Source organism: Alteromonas sp. KUL49, assembly GCF_006538345.1.
GTDB lineage: Bacteria > Pseudomonadota > Gammaproteobacteria > Enterobacterales > Alteromonadaceae > Alteromonas.
On sequence record NZ_BJKL01000006.1, the window covers coordinates 267381 to 283206 of the forward strand.

The 15826-nt window shown below is 44.1% G+C and carries 18 protein-coding genes; 6 read left to right on the top strand and 12 right to left on the bottom strand.

The features are described 5' to 3' along the window. Nucleotides 1-30: 30 nt before the first annotated feature. The 7 genes from EYS00_RS12625 to EYS00_RS12655 all read right to left on the bottom strand — a co-directional run bounded on the left by EYS00_RS12625 (nucleotide 31) and on the right by EYS00_RS12655 (nucleotide 5100). Nucleotides 31-1560, bottom strand: a complete 1530-nt coding sequence (locus tag EYS00_RS12625; RefSeq protein ID WP_181412801.1) for a polyamine aminopropyltransferase — start codon at nucleotides 1558-1560, stop codon at nucleotides 31-33. Beyond that, nucleotides 1557-1787: a hypothetical protein gene (locus EYS00_RS12630; protein WP_130637112.1), complete on the bottom strand. Its 231-nt coding sequence runs from the start codon at nucleotides 1785-1787 to the stop codon at nucleotides 1557-1559. The genes EYS00_RS12625 and EYS00_RS12630 overlap by 4 nt, the downstream gene beginning before the upstream one ends. Next, nucleotides 1777-2394 carry a hypothetical protein gene (locus EYS00_RS12635; protein ID WP_130637114.1) on the bottom strand — a complete coding sequence of 206 codons (618 nt, stop codon included), beginning with the start codon at nucleotides 2392-2394 and terminating at the stop codon, nucleotides 1777-1779. Before EYS00_RS12635 ends, EYS00_RS12630 begins: the two co-directional genes overlap by 11 nt. Before the next feature lie 18 nt (nucleotides 2395-2412). Continuing rightward, nucleotides 2413-3258 carry a DUF350 domain-containing protein gene (locus tag EYS00_RS12640; protein ID WP_130637116.1) on the bottom strand — a complete coding sequence of 282 codons (846 nt, stop codon included), beginning with the start codon at nucleotides 3256-3258 and terminating at the stop codon, nucleotides 2413-2415. A gap of 32 nt (nucleotides 3259-3290) precedes the next feature. Beyond that, nucleotides 3291-3671, bottom strand: coding sequence for an adenosylmethionine decarboxylase (gene speD / locus EYS00_RS12645; RefSeq protein ID WP_207301704.1), 381 nt, complete (start codon nucleotides 3669-3671; stop codon nucleotides 3291-3293). 75 nt (nucleotides 3672-3746) lie between these two features. After that, nucleotides 3747-4403, bottom strand: coding sequence for a hypothetical protein (locus tag EYS00_RS12650; protein ID WP_130637121.1), 657 nt, complete (start codon nucleotides 4401-4403; stop codon nucleotides 3747-3749). Then, nucleotides 4396-5100: a DUF4386 family protein gene (locus EYS00_RS12655; protein WP_130637123.1), complete on the bottom strand. Its 705-nt coding sequence runs from the start codon at nucleotides 5098-5100 to the stop codon at nucleotides 4396-4398. Before EYS00_RS12655 ends, EYS00_RS12650 begins: the two co-directional genes overlap by 8 nt. A gap of 186 nt (nucleotides 5101-5286) precedes the next feature. On the opposite strand from EYS00_RS12655, the gene EYS00_RS12660 reads away from it, so the two are divergent. From EYS00_RS12660 to kynU, 4 genes are all read left to right on the top strand, one after another. Then, complete coding sequence (locus EYS00_RS12660) at nucleotides 5287-5985, top strand: response regulator transcription factor (protein WP_130637125.1); 699 nt, start codon at nucleotides 5287-5289, stop codon at nucleotides 5983-5985. Beyond that, entirely contained in the window at nucleotides 5982-7277 is a 1296-nt protein-coding gene (locus EYS00_RS12665) for a HAMP domain-containing sensor histidine kinase (protein WP_130637127.1), read from the top strand. Before EYS00_RS12660 ends, EYS00_RS12665 begins: the two co-directional genes overlap by 4 nt. Before the next feature lie 72 nt (nucleotides 7278-7349). Further along, complete coding sequence (locus EYS00_RS12670) at nucleotides 7350-8186, top strand: alpha/beta hydrolase (RefSeq protein ID WP_130637130.1); 837 nt, start codon at nucleotides 7350-7352, stop codon at nucleotides 8184-8186. Nucleotides 8187-8189: 3 nt separating this feature from the next. Then, nucleotides 8190-9413, top strand: a complete 1224-nt coding sequence (kynU, locus tag EYS00_RS12675; protein WP_130637132.1) for a kynureninase — start codon at nucleotides 8190-8192, stop codon at nucleotides 9411-9413. Nucleotides 9414-9425: 12 nt separating this feature from the next. Here the strand turns inward: kynU and EYS00_RS12680 are convergent, their stop codons facing one another. The 3 genes from EYS00_RS12680 to gloA all read right to left on the bottom strand — a co-directional run bounded on the left by EYS00_RS12680 (nucleotide 9426) and on the right by gloA (nucleotide 12418). Continuing rightward, nucleotides 9426-10376: a YcjF family protein gene (locus EYS00_RS12680; RefSeq protein ID WP_165399375.1), complete on the bottom strand. Its 951-nt coding sequence runs from the start codon at nucleotides 10374-10376 to the stop codon at nucleotides 9426-9428. Then, entirely contained in the window at nucleotides 10363-11766 is a 1404-nt protein-coding gene (locus EYS00_RS12685) for a YcjX family protein (RefSeq protein ID WP_130637136.1), read from the bottom strand. The genes EYS00_RS12680 and EYS00_RS12685 overlap by 14 nt, the downstream gene beginning before the upstream one ends. 268 nt (nucleotides 11767-12034) lie before the next feature. Then, on the bottom strand, nucleotides 12035-12418 hold the full coding sequence (gene gloA, locus EYS00_RS12690) for a lactoylglutathione lyase (RefSeq protein WP_130637138.1): 384 nt from the start codon (nucleotides 12416-12418) through the stop codon (nucleotides 12035-12037). A 229-nt stretch (nucleotides 12419-12647) separates the two neighbouring features. Between gloA and EYS00_RS12695 the strand changes: the two genes are divergently transcribed. After that, nucleotides 12648-13232, top strand: coding sequence for a hypothetical protein (locus tag EYS00_RS12695; protein WP_130637140.1), 585 nt, complete (start codon nucleotides 12648-12650; stop codon nucleotides 13230-13232). Nucleotides 13233-13376: 144 nt separating this feature from the next. Continuing rightward, nucleotides 13377-14462 (top strand): GGDEF domain-containing protein, encoded by a 1086-nt coding sequence (locus EYS00_RS12700; protein WP_130637142.1) that lies wholly within the window; start codon nucleotides 13377-13379, stop codon nucleotides 14460-14462. 59 nt (nucleotides 14463-14521) lie between these two features. On the opposite strand, the gene EYS00_RS12705 is transcribed toward EYS00_RS12700, so the two are convergent. Both EYS00_RS12705 and EYS00_RS12710 read right to left on the bottom strand, forming a co-directional pair. Further along, on the bottom strand, nucleotides 14522-14761 hold the full coding sequence (locus EYS00_RS12705) for a hypothetical protein (RefSeq protein ID WP_130637144.1): 240 nt from the start codon (nucleotides 14759-14761) through the stop codon (nucleotides 14522-14524). A 10-nt stretch (nucleotides 14762-14771) separates the two neighbouring features. Next, complete coding sequence (locus EYS00_RS12710; RefSeq protein ID WP_130637147.1) at nucleotides 14772-15764, bottom strand: S41 family peptidase; 993 nt, start codon at nucleotides 15762-15764, stop codon at nucleotides 14772-14774. Nucleotides 15765-15826: the final 62 nt, after the last annotated feature.

A 15826-nucleotide genomic window follows, 5' to 3' on the forward strand; every position in this document is an offset into this window, starting at 1 on the left:
TATCGTTGGCGACAAAACGGCAGAAGGAAATTAATAGCCGTAGGTGCGCCAACCTTCGAGGTAGTAATCCAACAGAATAGGCTTGTCTATTCTGTTGACCTCTGCGTCTTCATACATTACATCTTTTGCAAAAATGCGCATGGAAGCAAGCATATCCTCATTTAGATATTGAGTAGACGCTAGAGTTCGTGGCTCCTGCATAATCGATGATGCATCAACTGCTGCCATTACAAAACCCCAGTTACCAAAAGAGGGAATATCGGAATGATAAGGGGTAACCACACTGAAACCAGCACTCCTAATGGTATTTACGATGCTCCAGTACGCTTTTGTCGCATAATATGGGCTTGTAGCTTGAGTAACAAAAACACCATTTTGAGTTAATCGCGTAGACAGAAGTCGGTAAAAGTGTCGCGTGTAAAGGCGTGCTAAAGATATATTGTTTGGATCAGGTAAATCGCTGATGATGAGGTCAAAAGCCTGCGTATTTTCATCTAAATAGCCGAAGGCATCACCTTGCACTAAGGTCACCTTTTTATGCTCGAGACTATTTTCATTTAGCCGCGTTAGGTAAGGGTTTTCTTGAGCCAGTTCAACAACACGCTGATCTAAGTCAACCAAAACAATCTCTTGTATACCGTCATACTTCAACAATTGCTTAACCGCTAGCCCATCTCCCGCACCAAGTAACAGCACACGCTTTACTGGTTGAGCAATATAGGCCATTGGATAAACCACTAGAGCTTCATGGTATCTGTGCTCATCGACCGATGAAAATTGAATATTGCCGTTGAGGAACATGCGAGTATCGTCACGCTCCTGAGTAATCACAATTTTCTGATATACAGTTTGTTCAGCATGTACAATCCTGCCATTGAACAACGCGTCATCCCAGCGCTCTAAGGCAAATTTTGTCATCACTATACCCAGTGCCAACACAAGAAAAACCGCAATACACACAGTTTTTACTTTACTCTTTGATCCGCTCAGTTCGGCTTTAAAATAGCGCGCAACAACAACCACAATAGAAAGATTGATAAGACCTAAAATTAGCGATGATTGGTAATTACCAAAGTTGGGGAGCAAGAAAAATGGAAAAGCTATTGTAGCTATCAGCGCACCAACATAATCAAACGAGAGAATATTTGCGATGTTAGATTTGAGGGCCTGAAAGTCTTCCATGAGTCGAGTCAGAAACGGGATTTCCATACCAATAAGAAAACCCACCGCTAGTGTACAAACCACATATGTAGGAATAAACACGTCACCTGCTACATAGCTCAAATACAACATTGGCACGCTTAACCCACCAACTGCCGCCAGTAGCACTTCTAACAGTAAAAAGTGCGTGACTAGATTTCCACTCACATATTTCGAACAATACGAACCTGCTCCCATCGCCGCCATATACAATCCAATGGTCAATGAGAAGTAGGTAACGCTATCACCGAGGAAGTAGGATACTGTTGTAGCTATAAGTAGCTCGTAAACAATAGAGCAAAGCCCAGCAACAAACGCAGCATGTACCAGCGCTTTGCTCTGTTTCGTATTGGAAGTCACTTGCCTTGCCCTGGCCCACCACTGCGAGAATGTGTGCCGGATACACTTCCCGAGCGATTACTTTTTTCATAGTAATAGTAGGTATCATTCCAGTACAAACCCGAAGGTCCATTGTAGTAACCGTAATACCCCATGTAACCGTAACCATTAGATGCAAAAGGCACCATAACCAAGTAAACAATACCTATGACAATACTTGCGATGATTATGCTTTTTTTAGTCGTCATCTTTCATGGTCGCTTCTAAGGTTTTTTGAAAAATACCGTATTGAATTTCGATACAAATAAGCCCTGCAATTATCAACAGAACACCCATCCAAAAATGCAGCACAGCACTGCCATTACGCTTGATGAGCTTCACGTACAATTTCGACGGATGTCTATTACTCTTGCTACTCACCATGAAGCTCAAGTAAAACTCGCCAGCTTCAGGGAATGTCAGATTGCTCTCGAAATTATGTCTTTTTTCTTGCCAAGGGCCGTCTGAATCTCGCCCTGTTTCGTGCCACAACTCTTGTCCAAACGAGTACAGGTACTCGCCAAAACGATCCTCTACAACCACTTCAACAAATGTCCAACTGTTGGCTCTCAAGGTTGTTCTGGTCTCTATTTCGTATGTTGTATAAGGTTTATCAATTACAATTGGACCGATTTTGTGAGCTTTTGAACCTTCGGCAATATTGCTCAAATTATTGGCTGGAACAGGAGACACCGTATGCTTCTGAACTAGTTGTGGTACACGAAAATAACCTGCGATAGCAAAACCAATAAGTCCCAAGAGACACAATGCGACTCCAAGCTTTCCGATCTCAATTTCCTTGTGCTTAGTTGTCATTATTTAAACCCATTCATATTAAAACAATTGAACAAGTACTAGCGAAAAGCTAATGACAATTGAGGCCACAAGTAGGCCAGCAGCAACACTTTGATCGTGTGTTATTTCATGAGAAAGGCTTTTTCCGGGAATGACTAGTCTATCAACCAAGCGCAGCAACAGAGGTAAAAATATAAACCCTAGAACAGCACTACCAGCAAAAGACAACAAATCTGTATTCCAAGCAACGAAGTCACCCGTCACGCTATTTTTTACAATAATGCCTAGCCCAATTAATGCTCCCGAGAAACCAACAGCGGCGGCAAAGTTGTTCTTCTCTAACTCTGCATATAAATCATACGGCGCTACAAGGTTATAGATAATAGTGAAGGCAACCAAACTCAATTGACCTAGCAGAAAGAAAACAAAGAAGGTCAATACCGATCCTTGGCCACTCAAAGCTCCTGAAACCACAAGCCCAGTCGCTAAATACACACCAAATTGAATGGCACCAACACCATTGTTTTGTTCTTTAGTGAGTTTTTCAATATTGCAGAAAGTTCGTAAGATAGCCTTATCATTGACCCATCGGGATAAATTCAGCAAAAGTATTCCCAACACACTGTAACCACCTACCAGAAATATATCTTGAGTTAAACCATAACTAGGCCCAGCCAATTGACTCACGAAGATTAGTGCTACGGCAATGTAATACCCTGACATCGTGAGAGCGATAGAAGCATTATCGTGTTCGGCAAGTTCTTTATTGAGGCTATAAGACGTAAACAAATCCTTTGCCCATTTTGCGGCGAGAAAAATCACCGCAAACAATACTAGATAGACAACGGCAGGGAGTAATATTTCGGATACGTTCGCAAAGTCCATAGATTAATGCCTTGTAGAGTGGTGATTAATAATTATTGATTTGATACCGCTAGGGTTGAAGGAAGGCTTCCCCTTGCATGAGCAGAAACATCAACTTTGGTTGCTTCAAAAGCAGTGGTAAGCGGTGTGATTGCTAGTTCAGGATTGCATTGACCACACATAAATATATCAATAGCGGCATACTCATTTTCGGGCCATGTATGAATACTGATATGAGATTCGGCGAGTAGTGCAACTCCCGTTATGCCTTGATTCTCACCAAATTCATGGAATCGTGTATCCAGCAAAGTTGCACCGCATAGCTGCGCAACTTTGCTCAACTGCTCCTGAATAAAGCCAAGATCGGTTAAATGCTTTGCACCATAAAGGTCGATAAGAAGATGTTTGCCTTGAGCAAAACCATGGACTGACACCAGAGCTCTCCTTGCTAAATCAAGATTCCATTATTTTGTAAACCTGATAATACCGCAAATATCTAATCGAAAAAGTTAATTTTTCACTCGCCCTTTAACCACAATCAAAATCCACACCATCATAATCACCACCACAAATACGACAGGTATTAATAACACTTCTATCTGTTGGAGAGCCTCTGGAAGGCGATTTGCCTGTCCTAAAAAAAATGCAGCGGTAGACATTAATAATGGGAAAAACATACGCCACAAATGCCTTAACACTCGCTGTTTTCCGGCCAAACCTTTTTTGTAGATAAAGCGGAAATCCAACAAGGTACAAACAAAGGCAACCGTACCAAAGGCAATAAATGCCTCACTTCCAAACCCTGCTAATTCACCACTCTCAGTGTTTGCAGCTTTGTGGGCGTAATACACAAAGCCCGTAGTGAGTAACAGGGCAAATATAACCATTAGCTTATCGACAAAATGTACACGCTGTGCTGGTTGCTTAATTGTGCTGTAAGACGTAACAATGAAATAGCTAATCAATAAACCATTCATAAAAGACAGTGGTATGTCTTTTACATGGGCTACTATTGCACCGCTTAACCCAAGCATCAAAATAGACGCCATAAATGTTAACCCCAGTAGCCTGTGCGCTCGCTGTCCTTTTTTGGTAAAAGGTGCACAAAATCCAGACAGAATAGCGATGGTTCCTGCGAGAATGTGTAAATAAACCAAGCTATTCACTGGCTTGCTCCCCAGTAAATAGCTGCTCTTGATTAAACCCTTTAAAAAGTAAGTAAAGAGGCAATACTAACTGATTTATTGCCAATGGAAGCTGCAGGAGCATAGGAATAGTTAGGTCAAACTGCGCGTGAGCAACCGCGATAACTTGCAATATGCAGGCTGTCACAGCAAACCACATGAGAGGGGTTGGAAGAAATTTCGCTCTCAATAGTAAACTGTAGAAAGCTAGAATACTCACGCTAGATATCAGAATGGCCATAAAATGCGCTTTATTTCTGCCGATGGCGAGCACCTGACGAATGTGTTCATCAGCTATAGGCAGTGATTCGGCAGCTTGTCCATTGGCGTAGACAATCCAAGCACCAAGTTCTGAAAATTGAACGCTCTCATAAATAGTGAGACACAGCGCCAGCCCCGCTAAGCTCAATGCCCAAATAAAGTGATTTTTAAGCCTTCCATGTAGCCACTTTCGTACTGCCATACAAATGGTGAAATTAATGGCACTTAACGCTATTGCCAGCAAAACGCCAAAGCCGATCATTGCATTTAGTGTATCCTTGCTAAGTACCAACGGATCGGCAAACAATGGTTTATAAAAAAAGAAGTTAAGCCAAATACCTGCAAACATTTGTACAAGCAGCAATATGCCTATGGCCTTTGCCGTTGAGTTTACTCCTACTTTATCTAGCCTTTCCATCACTGTTTCTCCAAGTTCTTATGTTCTCAAACTAACACTAAGCTTATAGAGGCAACACGATGGGTTCTTTTCACCAATGCAACGCAAAGTAACAAAAGGTAACATTCTCCCTTGTCCTGTTGTGTTTTGATGTGTGAATTGGAAAACTACTAAAAACTAACTACGCCTACAGACGGTAGCCAAATAATGCACAATGTATTGATCATCGATGACGACCCTATTTTGTGCGAAAGGCTGCGTGACTATTTTCGAAATCACAATCTTGCACTCTCAATTGCACACACCCCAAGAGAAGGGCAGGTCAAACTTGAGTCTCAATCATTTGACGTTCTTCTGCTCGATGTAATGCTACCTGAAACCGATGGTTTTACCCTGTGCAAACAAATACGAGAAACCTCGGAAATACCCATCATTATGCTAACGGCCCGTGGTGAGCTATCTGATAAAGTATTGGGACTAGAATTAGGGGCAGACGACTATCTGGCCAAACCCTTCGAGCCTCGCGAGCTTGTGGCCCGTATTCAAGTCATTATTCGGCGTAACCAATCTCAAGAAAATCACGTAATAGACCGCAATGAGACATGGCATTTTGAAGGAATGACTATAGAAGTGCAGCGCCACCGAGTGTTAATTAATCATTTGCACGTGCCTTTAACGGGTATGGAATTTCGATTACTAACCTTGCTAGCTGGCTCCCCGGGGCAAGTATTTAATCGCGATCAGGTGTTGAACGCTCTGCGTGGCACCGATGCCGATATTTACAGTCGTTCCATCGACATTCTAGTCAGTCGATTACGGCAAAAAATAGGCGACCAACCCAAAGACGTAAAATTTATTCGTACTCTTCGCGGTGCTGGGTATACCTTTGTAGCGAGAAAGCTATGAAGCATCTTCATTTGGGTCTATTTGGTCGCTTCTTTTCACTGTTCGCCCTTACCACACTGTTGTTAGTAGTCTTTGTTGTATTGGGTATTTTCGCAATGTCGGAAGACGATGCCAAAGCCTACCTCACTGACAATCAAACCACTTTCCAAGAGATACTAGAAAACATTGCTCGAGAACCGCTAAACACAGAAAAACTCAACAAGGACGCCGCAGAAAACCGAGTTGAATTGATGATTATTCAAAACGGCGAACGGTGGACCACATCTGAGGACTTTCCAACCGTCGGTGATGTTACTCAACACGCAGAAATGATTGGCGCTTTGTACTTCGCAAAGTTCCAAGGAAAGTACTACTTAACAGGTCGGCAGGGTAACAACTATGCGTCAGTCACATCGAACATCATGAACCTCATTGTTTACCCCAACTGGATGGTATTCTGGCCTTGGGTGGCAGCACTTGTGGTTTTAACGTTGTGTTATGTCACGTTACAAAGATTACTAAAGCCCATTAATCTGGCAATACACAGTGCCGAACGGCTAAGTCATGGTGAACTCGATTATCAAATTACACAACACCCAAAAACTGAACTTTCCATACTTACCCGTGGATTGAATAGAATGGCGAAAAATCTCCATCGGCTATTTAACGCGCAAAATGATTTGTTGCTGGCGATAAGCCATGAATTGCGTTCGCCCTTGGCAAGAATGAAAATATCTTTAGCTATGCTCGAAGCTAGCCCGACGGTTGATGGGCTGAGCCAAGACATAAAACACATGGATGACTTAATTGCCCAGTTGCTTGAAGGAGAACGACTAAAACAAGGCCATGCCATTCTTGACCTTACTACTTTCTATTTGCCAACTCTCATTGACGATTTACTGGCCGAACCGCTCATCGCCGGTAGAGCCAAACTCAACAACGAGATACCAGAAGTTGCCGTTAGTATGGATGTAGGCAGAATCATGTTTGCTCTACGCAACCTTTTGAAAAATGCTATTGAACACTCGCCGAAAGATAGCCTTGTAGAGATCACTATCACAGAGCAGACATCTTCTATCGTCATCGAGGTAAAAGACAACGGCCCCGGCATTCCCGACGAATTACGCACGCGAATTTTCGAGCCGTTTTTCCGTGTAGAAAATATAGATAACCGTTCATTCAATGGTGTCGGGCTAGGGCTGTTTTTATGCAAGCGCATAGTGGAGGCACATCACGGGGAAATCACTGTTAGCAATAACCCCAAAGGCGGCTGTACCTTCTCGATTGCTTTGCCAGCTTCTCTTCCCCTTTAACCAAACTTAATGTACAAGACACTTGCTCATCGGCTCGCTATGCTTTAGAAAAGTACCCAAAGGGCGACTACCATGCTAAGGAGAGCCGTTATTTTTCGTTTATTAACAATACTCTATTGTGTCTTTGCTCTTATGCCTGTTTATGGCAAAGAACAAGTAGCCTACAAAGAAATACTCGAACTACCGTTTATCGAAGCACAAAAGTGGATGAGCTATGGCGACGATCCGCTGCAAAAGATAGGCGTTTGGCCAGCAGCACAGCATTCAGAAGCTCACGAAACGGCACTGGTATTCATTCACGGTGGATGCTGGCTGAATGCGTTTGACTATCACCATGCTAAAGGGATGTATTCGGCGCTTGCTAGTCAGGGCATGGATGTCTACGTTATCTCTTATCGCCGTACAGGTGATGAAGGCGGTGGTTGGCCCGGTACCTTTAATGATATTACCAATGCCCTGTCTCACCTATCTGCCTACTGGCAAAAAACAACCATACCGATGAAAAAGGTACTTGCAGGGCATTCCGCTGGCGGTCATTTAGCCTTACTTGCTGGTCAGCACAATCGCGCCGAAATGCCTACGTTTGATAAAGTGATTGGCCTAGCGGCGATTACCGATGTAACCACCTATGCGGTGGGCGAAAACAGCTGCCAAACGGCTACACCTGCATTTTTTGACGGCACCCCTGCTGAAAAAGCGGATGACTACGCCGATGCCACACCACATTTGACCGAAAACACAGGTATGTTCGTAACACTTCACGGTGACCAAGACAATATTGTGCCGGTAAAACACGCTTACTTAAGCAACGCTACCGCTATGATAGTGAATGGTGGCGGGCACTTTGACTGGCTGCACCCAGAAACCCCATCGTTCAGGCAGTTTTTAACCATTATTAAAGAAGAGTAGTTTATGTCAGACGCTGTAGTACTCGACAGAGAAGACGTTTTAGCAGACAAACGGGCCTTATTTTCACTCCCGCCTAACACGGTGTATCTGGACGGTAATTCGCTAGGCGCTCTTCCTACCGCGTGTAAACAAGCGGCTCAAGCAGTGGTTGAGCACCAATGGGGTGATGATCTGATCACCAGCTGGAACAAGCATCAATGGATTGACTTACCAAGCCGCGTTGGTGACAAAATAGGTCGCCTGATAGGTGCAAAAGCAGGCCAAGTGGTGTGTTGCGATACTATCTCCACCAACCTCTTCAAGGTCTTGAGTGCGGCGATAAAAATGTCGCCAGAACGCAAAACTATCGCCACCACAAAAGACAACTTTCCTACCGACATCTACATGGCAGAAGGGTTGTTGTCGCTCCTTGGTGATGAGTACAAGATTCAATTTATTGACGAGAATGACGTCGCATCACAGCTTCATGATGACATTGCTGTACTGATGCTCACTCAAGTGAATTTTCGTTCTGGACGTAAGCAAGATATAACTGCGGTTACCGCAGCAGCCCATGAAAAAGGCATTTTAACCTTATGGGATCTCGCTCACAGCGCTGGCGCATTTGCGGTTCACCTCGATGAGGCCAACGCAGATTTTGCGGTAGGTTGTACGTATAAATACCTTAACGGTGGGCCTGGCTCTCCTGCCTTTGTCTACGTTGCTGAGCGCCATCAAGCCCGTTACCAACAACCATTGTCAGGTTGGATGGGACACAGTTCGCCCTTTTCGTTTTCACATGAATATACGCCCCACGATTCAGTTAAGCGCAATTTGTGCGGCACGCCAGGCGTGATTGGTATGCAAGTGCTAGACGCTGCCCTGTCGGTATTTGACAACACCGACATGGCCTTAGTTGAAGATAAATCGGCCAAGTTACAAGCATACTTTTTAGCTAAGCTTGAAGCTCATGGGCTCGCAGAGACATTTACTTTAGCAAGCCCAGCAGCGGCGGAGCGAGGTAGTCAGTTGGCGTTTTCTCACCCCGAGGCTTATGCGATTTGTCAGGCGTGGATAGACAAAGGCGTTATCGCCGATTTTAGGGCACCCGACATATTACGCGTTGGCTTTGCCCCGCTTTACTTGCGCTTTGTTGATATTGAGCACGCCGTTAACGAGCTCGCGTTAATCGTAAACAACAAAACCTATCTGCAAAGCCAGTATCAGGTAGTTAACGACGTTACTTAACCTTAACTCGGGTTACTTGAGTAACTTCATCAAGGCTTTACCTAGGCGCACATTCAGTGCGCCAGCGGCAACGGCTTCCGCAGCATTTTCGACGAACTTAGCCGACAAGCTTCCACTCACTTGGCTCATAATTTCATCGGTGGCTAGATCAACAATACCTTGTGCTGCAATGTTCTGTGCCAAAACCCCCATTAACTTCCAGTTTCCAGAAGCGCTAGGTTTTAGACCGTATACTTGTGCCACCTTGCGAATAGTACGAAAACTTACCCACAAAATTGCCGCAGTTTGCAGCAAATTATTGGGGCTAATAAACGCCATGCTTCCCGCAGTAACAGCCTCTTGGTTTAGCACTTCACGGGCTTTTTTCTGCACCTTTTGCGTTACGTTATCGTGATACAGCGCCAAACGTTCATTGCCTGTCATGTCTACATGAATGTGCAACAAGTAACGCTGATAACAAAACGCTGCGTAAGAATCTGCAGAAAAATGTGTACCGTGACGGTCTATCACATGAGCAACCTGAGCCACATCTAACGATTCACCGGCTTTGCTTTGTTGCTCAAGTAATTGAATGTCACTGGAATCAAGTAATGCGCTATTTACTCGACGATACCCCAAATACTCCCGTGCTGATAGGTAACTTAATCCACCCACCACACAAGTGAGCATAATACCCAGAAAGGTAGTAATAATCGGGTATTGGGCAGCATTTGACGCAAGGGTAGTGATTGCATCAAACAACATAAATCCAATCACCGTAGTTAACGCCAGACCAAGAGTGGCAAGGCCAACAGAGAGCCGGGATTTTTTCACCGGAGGTTGCCATTGCTCGGGCTCAATACGCTCAGGTAGGGCTTGTTCTGGAGGCGCTATATCCAATGGCTGCTGAACTATTTTTGCTCGATAAGTAGGTTCAGGCACGGATTCTACGGTGTTGGTATCGGAATTATTAGTATTTGCCATCACTTTGCTCCTCATTGGTGAGTAAGTACTGGAATAATCGGTCTAGTCCGCGGCCAGCCAATATGCGGGCTTTGAAATCTTTGGGCACAGCCACGTTGAGTACAGGAAAGTGAGCATCAGATTCCATGTCTTTCAGTCGGGTAGGTACGCTTTCAAAAGTAGCTTCAACATAGCCAAGGTCTTTGTCTTGGTATCGCAATGCTTGTGGTGCGCTGCCCTCGTCGGTCACTTTGATAGCCGACACTAAAAAATGCTCAAAGGCGATAGGTTTGTCAGCAAATTTTGCCCGCGCACCTTCGGTAATTTGTTCAAGTAGTGCCAGTAGATTGTCGTGCTCACCAGCGGGTAACAGGTCAGATTTTGTCGCAACAAAAGCCACCTTACCTATTTTAGGTGATTTACCTAAACGCTTAGCAAACCAGCTTTGTTTGCCGTACACGAAGGCATCGGCCAAATGGCTAAGGGTTTCTTTTAATTGATACAGATGCTGGCGACTGTGATTCAACCCTTCAAATAAATCTACGAGAATGATCTGCTTCTCGGTTTCTTTAAATACATCTTCTTTGATGGGCGATAGCCAGTCTTTGCCAAACTTTTGATAATGCGCGTTAAACACTTCAAACCACGGGTGAGAAATATCACTGGTAATGCTTGATGGCAGTGGTGCGAAGCCATGTTCAAAACGGTCAAATTCCGAGGTGTCTAACAAAAAGCTACCGGGTTGAAGCATGGAAATACCGTTACTTTTCGCCACTTTCAAATAACGGGTATAACATTCCACTAATTCGCCTATACGTTCCCGTGTTGGCGCTGCTTCAAAATCAAAACGATTTACAAATGCCTTCCACTCTTCAGCGTAGTATTGTTGCGGCCCACTACTGAGCTGTGCCCAAGCGGTATCAGACCACTGAGCATAGCTTTTGCTCAGCATAGGCAAGTCGGTTAACCACTCTCCGGGGTAATCCACAAACTCAAAAATCACGTCGGTGTGAGGTAGCAACTTTCGCTTTACGCTATGGGTTTCTTGCACCCGAATAATCAGCTTAAAACCATAGGCTTCGTCGGTAGGCGCAGGCCATGCTTGATTGGCTAACGCCTCTAAACTCAATGTAAGTGGAAAGGGCTTAAAGCCCTCAAGGGGCTCAATACGGGTAAAAATAATATCTTCTGGCGGCAGGGTTCGCAGCAAAGGTAGACATACATAGCCTTCGTCATTGCGCGATTTAAGCATGGTCAAAATACTGGTGAACAGCATAGACTTACCACTGCGACTCAACCCCGTTAAGGTAAACCTATGGGTTTGCTTAGTCACAATATCAGCCAGTTTATTACTCGACGTAGTAGCCACCTGAGCCGCTTTATCCACCAGCGCCGACCAACGATTTTGCATGCCTTGTATCTTTTCCTAATGCCTCATATACCAATGATGTATGCATTTACCGGCAGATCACAAGGCGCAGCCACGTTTTGTTACAACTCTTTGGGTTGAAGCGAACATGAGGAGAGGGAGCAATACACTTTTTATTGCACGCCATGAACACGTCCGTGTGGGCTCGGCCTCGGCATCCCTGCCTCGGACGGCTATAAAAAGTGCATTGCTCCCTCTCCTGTATAGTGCTTTAGTTATCGAAGTGATGCTGCACTAGCGCTTTGATATTTTATCTTCCTTCGATTAGCTCAATGGCATAACCGTCAGGGTCGCGCACAAAGGCGATTACTGTGCTGCCGCCTTTTACAGGTCCGGGCTTACGATAAACGTCTGCGCCATTGGCTTCTAGGGTTTCGCAAACGGCGTAAATGTCGTCGACACCGATGGCTAAATGCCCAAAGGCTGTACCTTTGTCGTAAGTGTTTTCTCCCCAGTTATAGGTGAGTTCGAGCACAGTGGTGTCGCTTTCATCGCCATAACCAACAAACGCCAAGGTGTACTCGTATTGCTTGTTTTCTGACGTACGTAACAAACGCATGCCCATAAGTTCGGTGTAAAAATGTAACGATGCTTCAAGGTTTTCTACCCGCAGCATGGTGTGTAATAAACGCATAGTGGCTCCCAAAATTTTACGTCTTCAAATTGCATTATAAATGCGAACTAAGGCAACTAGTAGGTGTGAAATTGTATTGTGGCGAGTCTAAAGAGTGTTCATTTTTTTAACACTCCAACACCATCTTCACTTTACTTTTAATGTTTATGAGGGGGTATCAACAAGTTATATTTCTGGCGTATTTTATGCTTTTCTGCGTACGACTTAACCACAACATAAGGAAAGTGTTTTGAAGAAAGTTCTTGTCGCCATAATAAGCTTTTTATTTCTAGCAAACTCTGCAAACGCAACTGTCATCAGTATTAATTTTGAAGATGCCACACCAAGCACGCTACTCGATAATTTTTACTCAAGTTTAGGTGTCACTTTTGTCGATGCACTTGTTACTCTGCAAGGGGGATTAGCAGGAGGCTCTGGCAGCAACACTATCATCAATGTGAACGGTGCAGTTCACGATGCAAGTGAGCCTTTACAAGCTATTTTTAGTAACACTGTGTCTAGTGTAAGTATTAAGGGGTTAGATGTAGGAGTTAACGGTTTTGCTTTAGTTGCTTTTGACCGCGATGGAGTTCAAGTCGATGCACAACAAGTAGTTGGCACGTCCACGGGCTTCAACGAGTTTTATACGTTAACCGTGAATGCAGCAAACATTCACAGAGTTGAGTTTTATCAAGTGTTCGACATATTAGCAGAAGGCATCATTTTTGATGACTTTTCATTTACTTTGGCTACTGTAAATGTTCCCTCTACGGTGCTTTTCTATGGTGTTTTAATTTTTATTATTGGCCGCTATCGTCACAAAAGCTGCGTTTAATAATACGGCCTACTATCAGTAGTTACTGTAGTCCTTTTATTACACCGAGGGTTAGTGTTCTCCTTAGTAAATTAAACAATATTGCACGAGATTTTTGCTATCTTTTAAAGCAAGATCAAACGGTAAACAACGGTCCGTGCAATATTGAAGTTTACAAGAGCTCTCGTTGGTGAAACTACACTAACACTAAAACACATACGACTTCTCATCATTACTGGCACATCAATGCTGGTAGCATTTATGTTCACCGACTTGGCATTTTTGCCAGAATCACTCCACATGACCTACATTGAATCTCGAATTACCATGCAATTCCCTGTGTGTTTTCTGTTGCTTGCCGCTACCTTTTTACCCAACTTTGCCAAGCACTACCAAGCAGCATTGTCTGCATCCATGTTGTCGATAATTTTCATAAACTATTGGTTGATTATTCAATGCTGGGAACAAGCCGGTGTGGTGTTTTCTTATGAAGGCACTGTGATGTATAGCCTTTTTTCAATGTTCGTGTTCCGCATGTCATTTAAGTTTGCCATGGTATTTTCCGCCGCCACATTACTTGGGTTTGTGGTTATGGTGTTGATGTATCCAATGTATGGAGACTACACAGGGATTAACGTCGGATTTGTGTTAATGAGTCTTTTCATTGGCTTGTTAGGAACCTATAGGATTGAGAGTGGTATTAGAAAGCTGACACAACTGAACGACAAGCTAACTACACTCAGTGAAACCGACCCCTTAACTTCTCTCCTTAATAGAAGAACCTATGAAGCTAGATTCTCAAAGCAATTTAAGCTAGCTCAACGAGGACAATCTACACTGTGCGTTTTTGTAATTGACTTGGATTATTTCAAAGACTTTAACGACGGTTATGGGCATGTAAGAGGCGATAAAATCATTCAACAACAAGCCAGTAATTTGAGTGCTATCTTCAAGCGAGAGACTGACATAGTAGCTAGGTACGGCGGCGAAGAGTTTATTGTTGTGACCACCAATGTAACAGAGTCGCAATGCCACGATTTTGCAAACCAACTACTGGCACAGTGGCAACAACTAGCTATTCCTCATGGCAAGGGGAGAGCCGGTTCCTGGGTTACTTGTTCAATTGGTTTCTATTGGGCGCAGATGAATCCTAGAATCACGAAAGAAAGTATTGTAAAGCTAGCCGATCAAGCTCTCTATGAAGCAAAAGAAAAAGGAAGGAACTGCTTTGTTCAGTATTGTGAAAAATAAAGGATGTAGGCAACGCAATCCCGCTTGAAAGCCAGGCGAGATTGCGTTTTCTATTTATCTTAGTTCTCACCTTCTGAAGATTGCGAAGGCTTTATTTGCTCTTGCTTCGACTCCGCAACACATTCAATGGTTTGTTGTGCTTTGGGGTCGGGCAAAAACATTTGCACCAACATGCCAAAAGCCATGGCTACACCTTTTTGACGCCTTGCCCAACGGTACATAAGTGCAAAAAAGCCCATTAACACTGCAAACCCTAAACATACAAAAAAAGGCAGTAGTGCAATGCTTACTGTGCTCATGGTTGCCACCCTAACGCTTTATAGACTGGGCGAGGGAAAACGCCGCGTCGAGGGCGTCGACTGCATCAACGGGTATGTCGGGATTTAAACCTACTTGTTCCCAATTAAAGTTGGAGGTTGCTAGCACTGGCTTTGCGAGGGAAATTCGAAAGGTCAGTGTATCGGTAATGGGCCTTACCCCAACGTAATAACCCGCTCCCGCCGTTTTGCTACCTACGAGTGTAGCTTTACCTTGCGCTTGCAACACACCAGCAAACAGCTCAGAGGCACTCGCCGTGGTACTACTAGTGAGAATCCATAGGGGTGTGTTTTGTCTAAAATGCTTATGGGCAGGTTGCGTATCTATGGTAATCACATCAGTAGCTAGCGTGTCACCGTATTCGATAGACCACAAAGGAGTCTCAGGGGCAAAAAAGTAACTCAGCATATGCTGAACTAAGTAAGGCGAGCCTCCTATGGTGTCCCGTAAATCAATGATTAGTCCGTCTGCGTGTTGTAAAAACTGCATCGCAATATCTGCGGTATTGAGTGCATCCTCGTCGGGGTGAAATTTGTTAAATTTCAAGTATCCAAGGTTGCCATATAGGTACTTCACTTGCTCAAAAGCATGGTTGTACGTCAACCTTCCTGGAGCCGTAGGCAAAATATGGGTAAGGGGCGCTTCGGGGTCTTGAACCATTAAGCTCAAGTGCAGATCACCAGAAATATTTCGAATATCTCGGCCAACCGTTTCAGCAAATTCCGAGAGGGTGTTGATGTTATTGTAACGGCCATTATCTAGCCTTTCATTAACGGCATTGATAACGGATTGTGTGGCAGTTTGGTCAATATAGTGTTGCTCAAAAACATCAAGGGTTTGAGCAACCAGTGAAGTTACGTTTATAGATGAATCAACGGGCGCGGGTTGCTGCGGATGGCTACTGGCCGAAGTTGGGTTGGGCAATAACAATAGTATTAATAGTAAAATAAGGATGCACAACAAGTGCGTGAGTAACTGTTTCATAGTGTTCTCTTTTCAAATACTTGCCGGCCTCGCGATAGCGTGGCTCAGACGTTAAAAGGGTG

What these genes read in the sequence shown, in the direction of transcription:
- kynU (WP_130637132.1), top strand. Translation starts at nt 8,190, where the DNA reads ATGTCAGACGCTGTAGTACTCGACAGAGAAGACGTTTTAGCAGACAAA.
- EYS00_RS12670 (WP_130637130.1), top strand. Translation starts at nt 7,350, where the DNA reads ATGCTAAGGAGAGCCGTTATTTTTCGTTTATTAACAATACTCTATTGT.
- EYS00_RS12640 (WP_130637116.1), bottom strand. Translation starts at nt 3,258, where the DNA reads ATGGACTTTGCGAACGTATCCGAAATATTACTCCCTGCCGTTGTCTAT.
- EYS00_RS12710 (WP_130637147.1), bottom strand. Translation starts at nt 15,764, where the DNA reads ATGAAACAGTTACTCACGCACTTGTTGTGCATCCTTATTTTACTATTA.
- EYS00_RS12660 (WP_130637125.1), top strand. Translation starts at nt 5,287, where the DNA reads ATGCACAATGTATTGATCATCGATGACGACCCTATTTTGTGCGAAAGG.
- EYS00_RS12630 (WP_130637112.1), bottom strand. Translation starts at nt 1,787, where the DNA reads ATGACGACTAAAAAAAGCATAATCATCGCAAGTATTGTCATAGGTATT.
- EYS00_RS12655 (WP_130637123.1), bottom strand. Translation starts at nt 5,100, where the DNA reads ATGGAAAGGCTAGATAAAGTAGGAGTAAACTCAACGGCAAAGGCCATA.
- EYS00_RS12680 (WP_165399375.1), bottom strand. Translation starts at nt 10,376, where the DNA reads ATGGCAAATACTAATAATTCCGATACCAACACCGTAGAATCCGTGCCT.
- gloA (WP_130637138.1), bottom strand. Translation starts at nt 12,418, where the DNA reads ATGCGTTTATTACACACCATGCTGCGGGTAGAAAACCTTGAAGCATCG.
- EYS00_RS12665 (WP_130637127.1), top strand. Translation starts at nt 5,982, where the DNA reads ATGAAGCATCTTCATTTGGGTCTATTTGGTCGCTTCTTTTCACTGTTC.
- EYS00_RS12705 (WP_130637144.1), bottom strand. Translation starts at nt 14,761, where the DNA reads ATGAGCACAGTAAGCATTGCACTACTGCCTTTTTTTGTATGTTTAGGG.
- EYS00_RS12635 (WP_130637114.1), bottom strand. Translation starts at nt 2,394, where the DNA reads ATGACAACTAAGCACAAGGAAATTGAGATCGGAAAGCTTGGAGTCGCA.
- EYS00_RS12685 (WP_130637136.1), bottom strand. Translation starts at nt 11,766, where the DNA reads ATGCAAAATCGTTGGTCGGCGCTGGTGGATAAAGCGGCTCAGGTGGCT.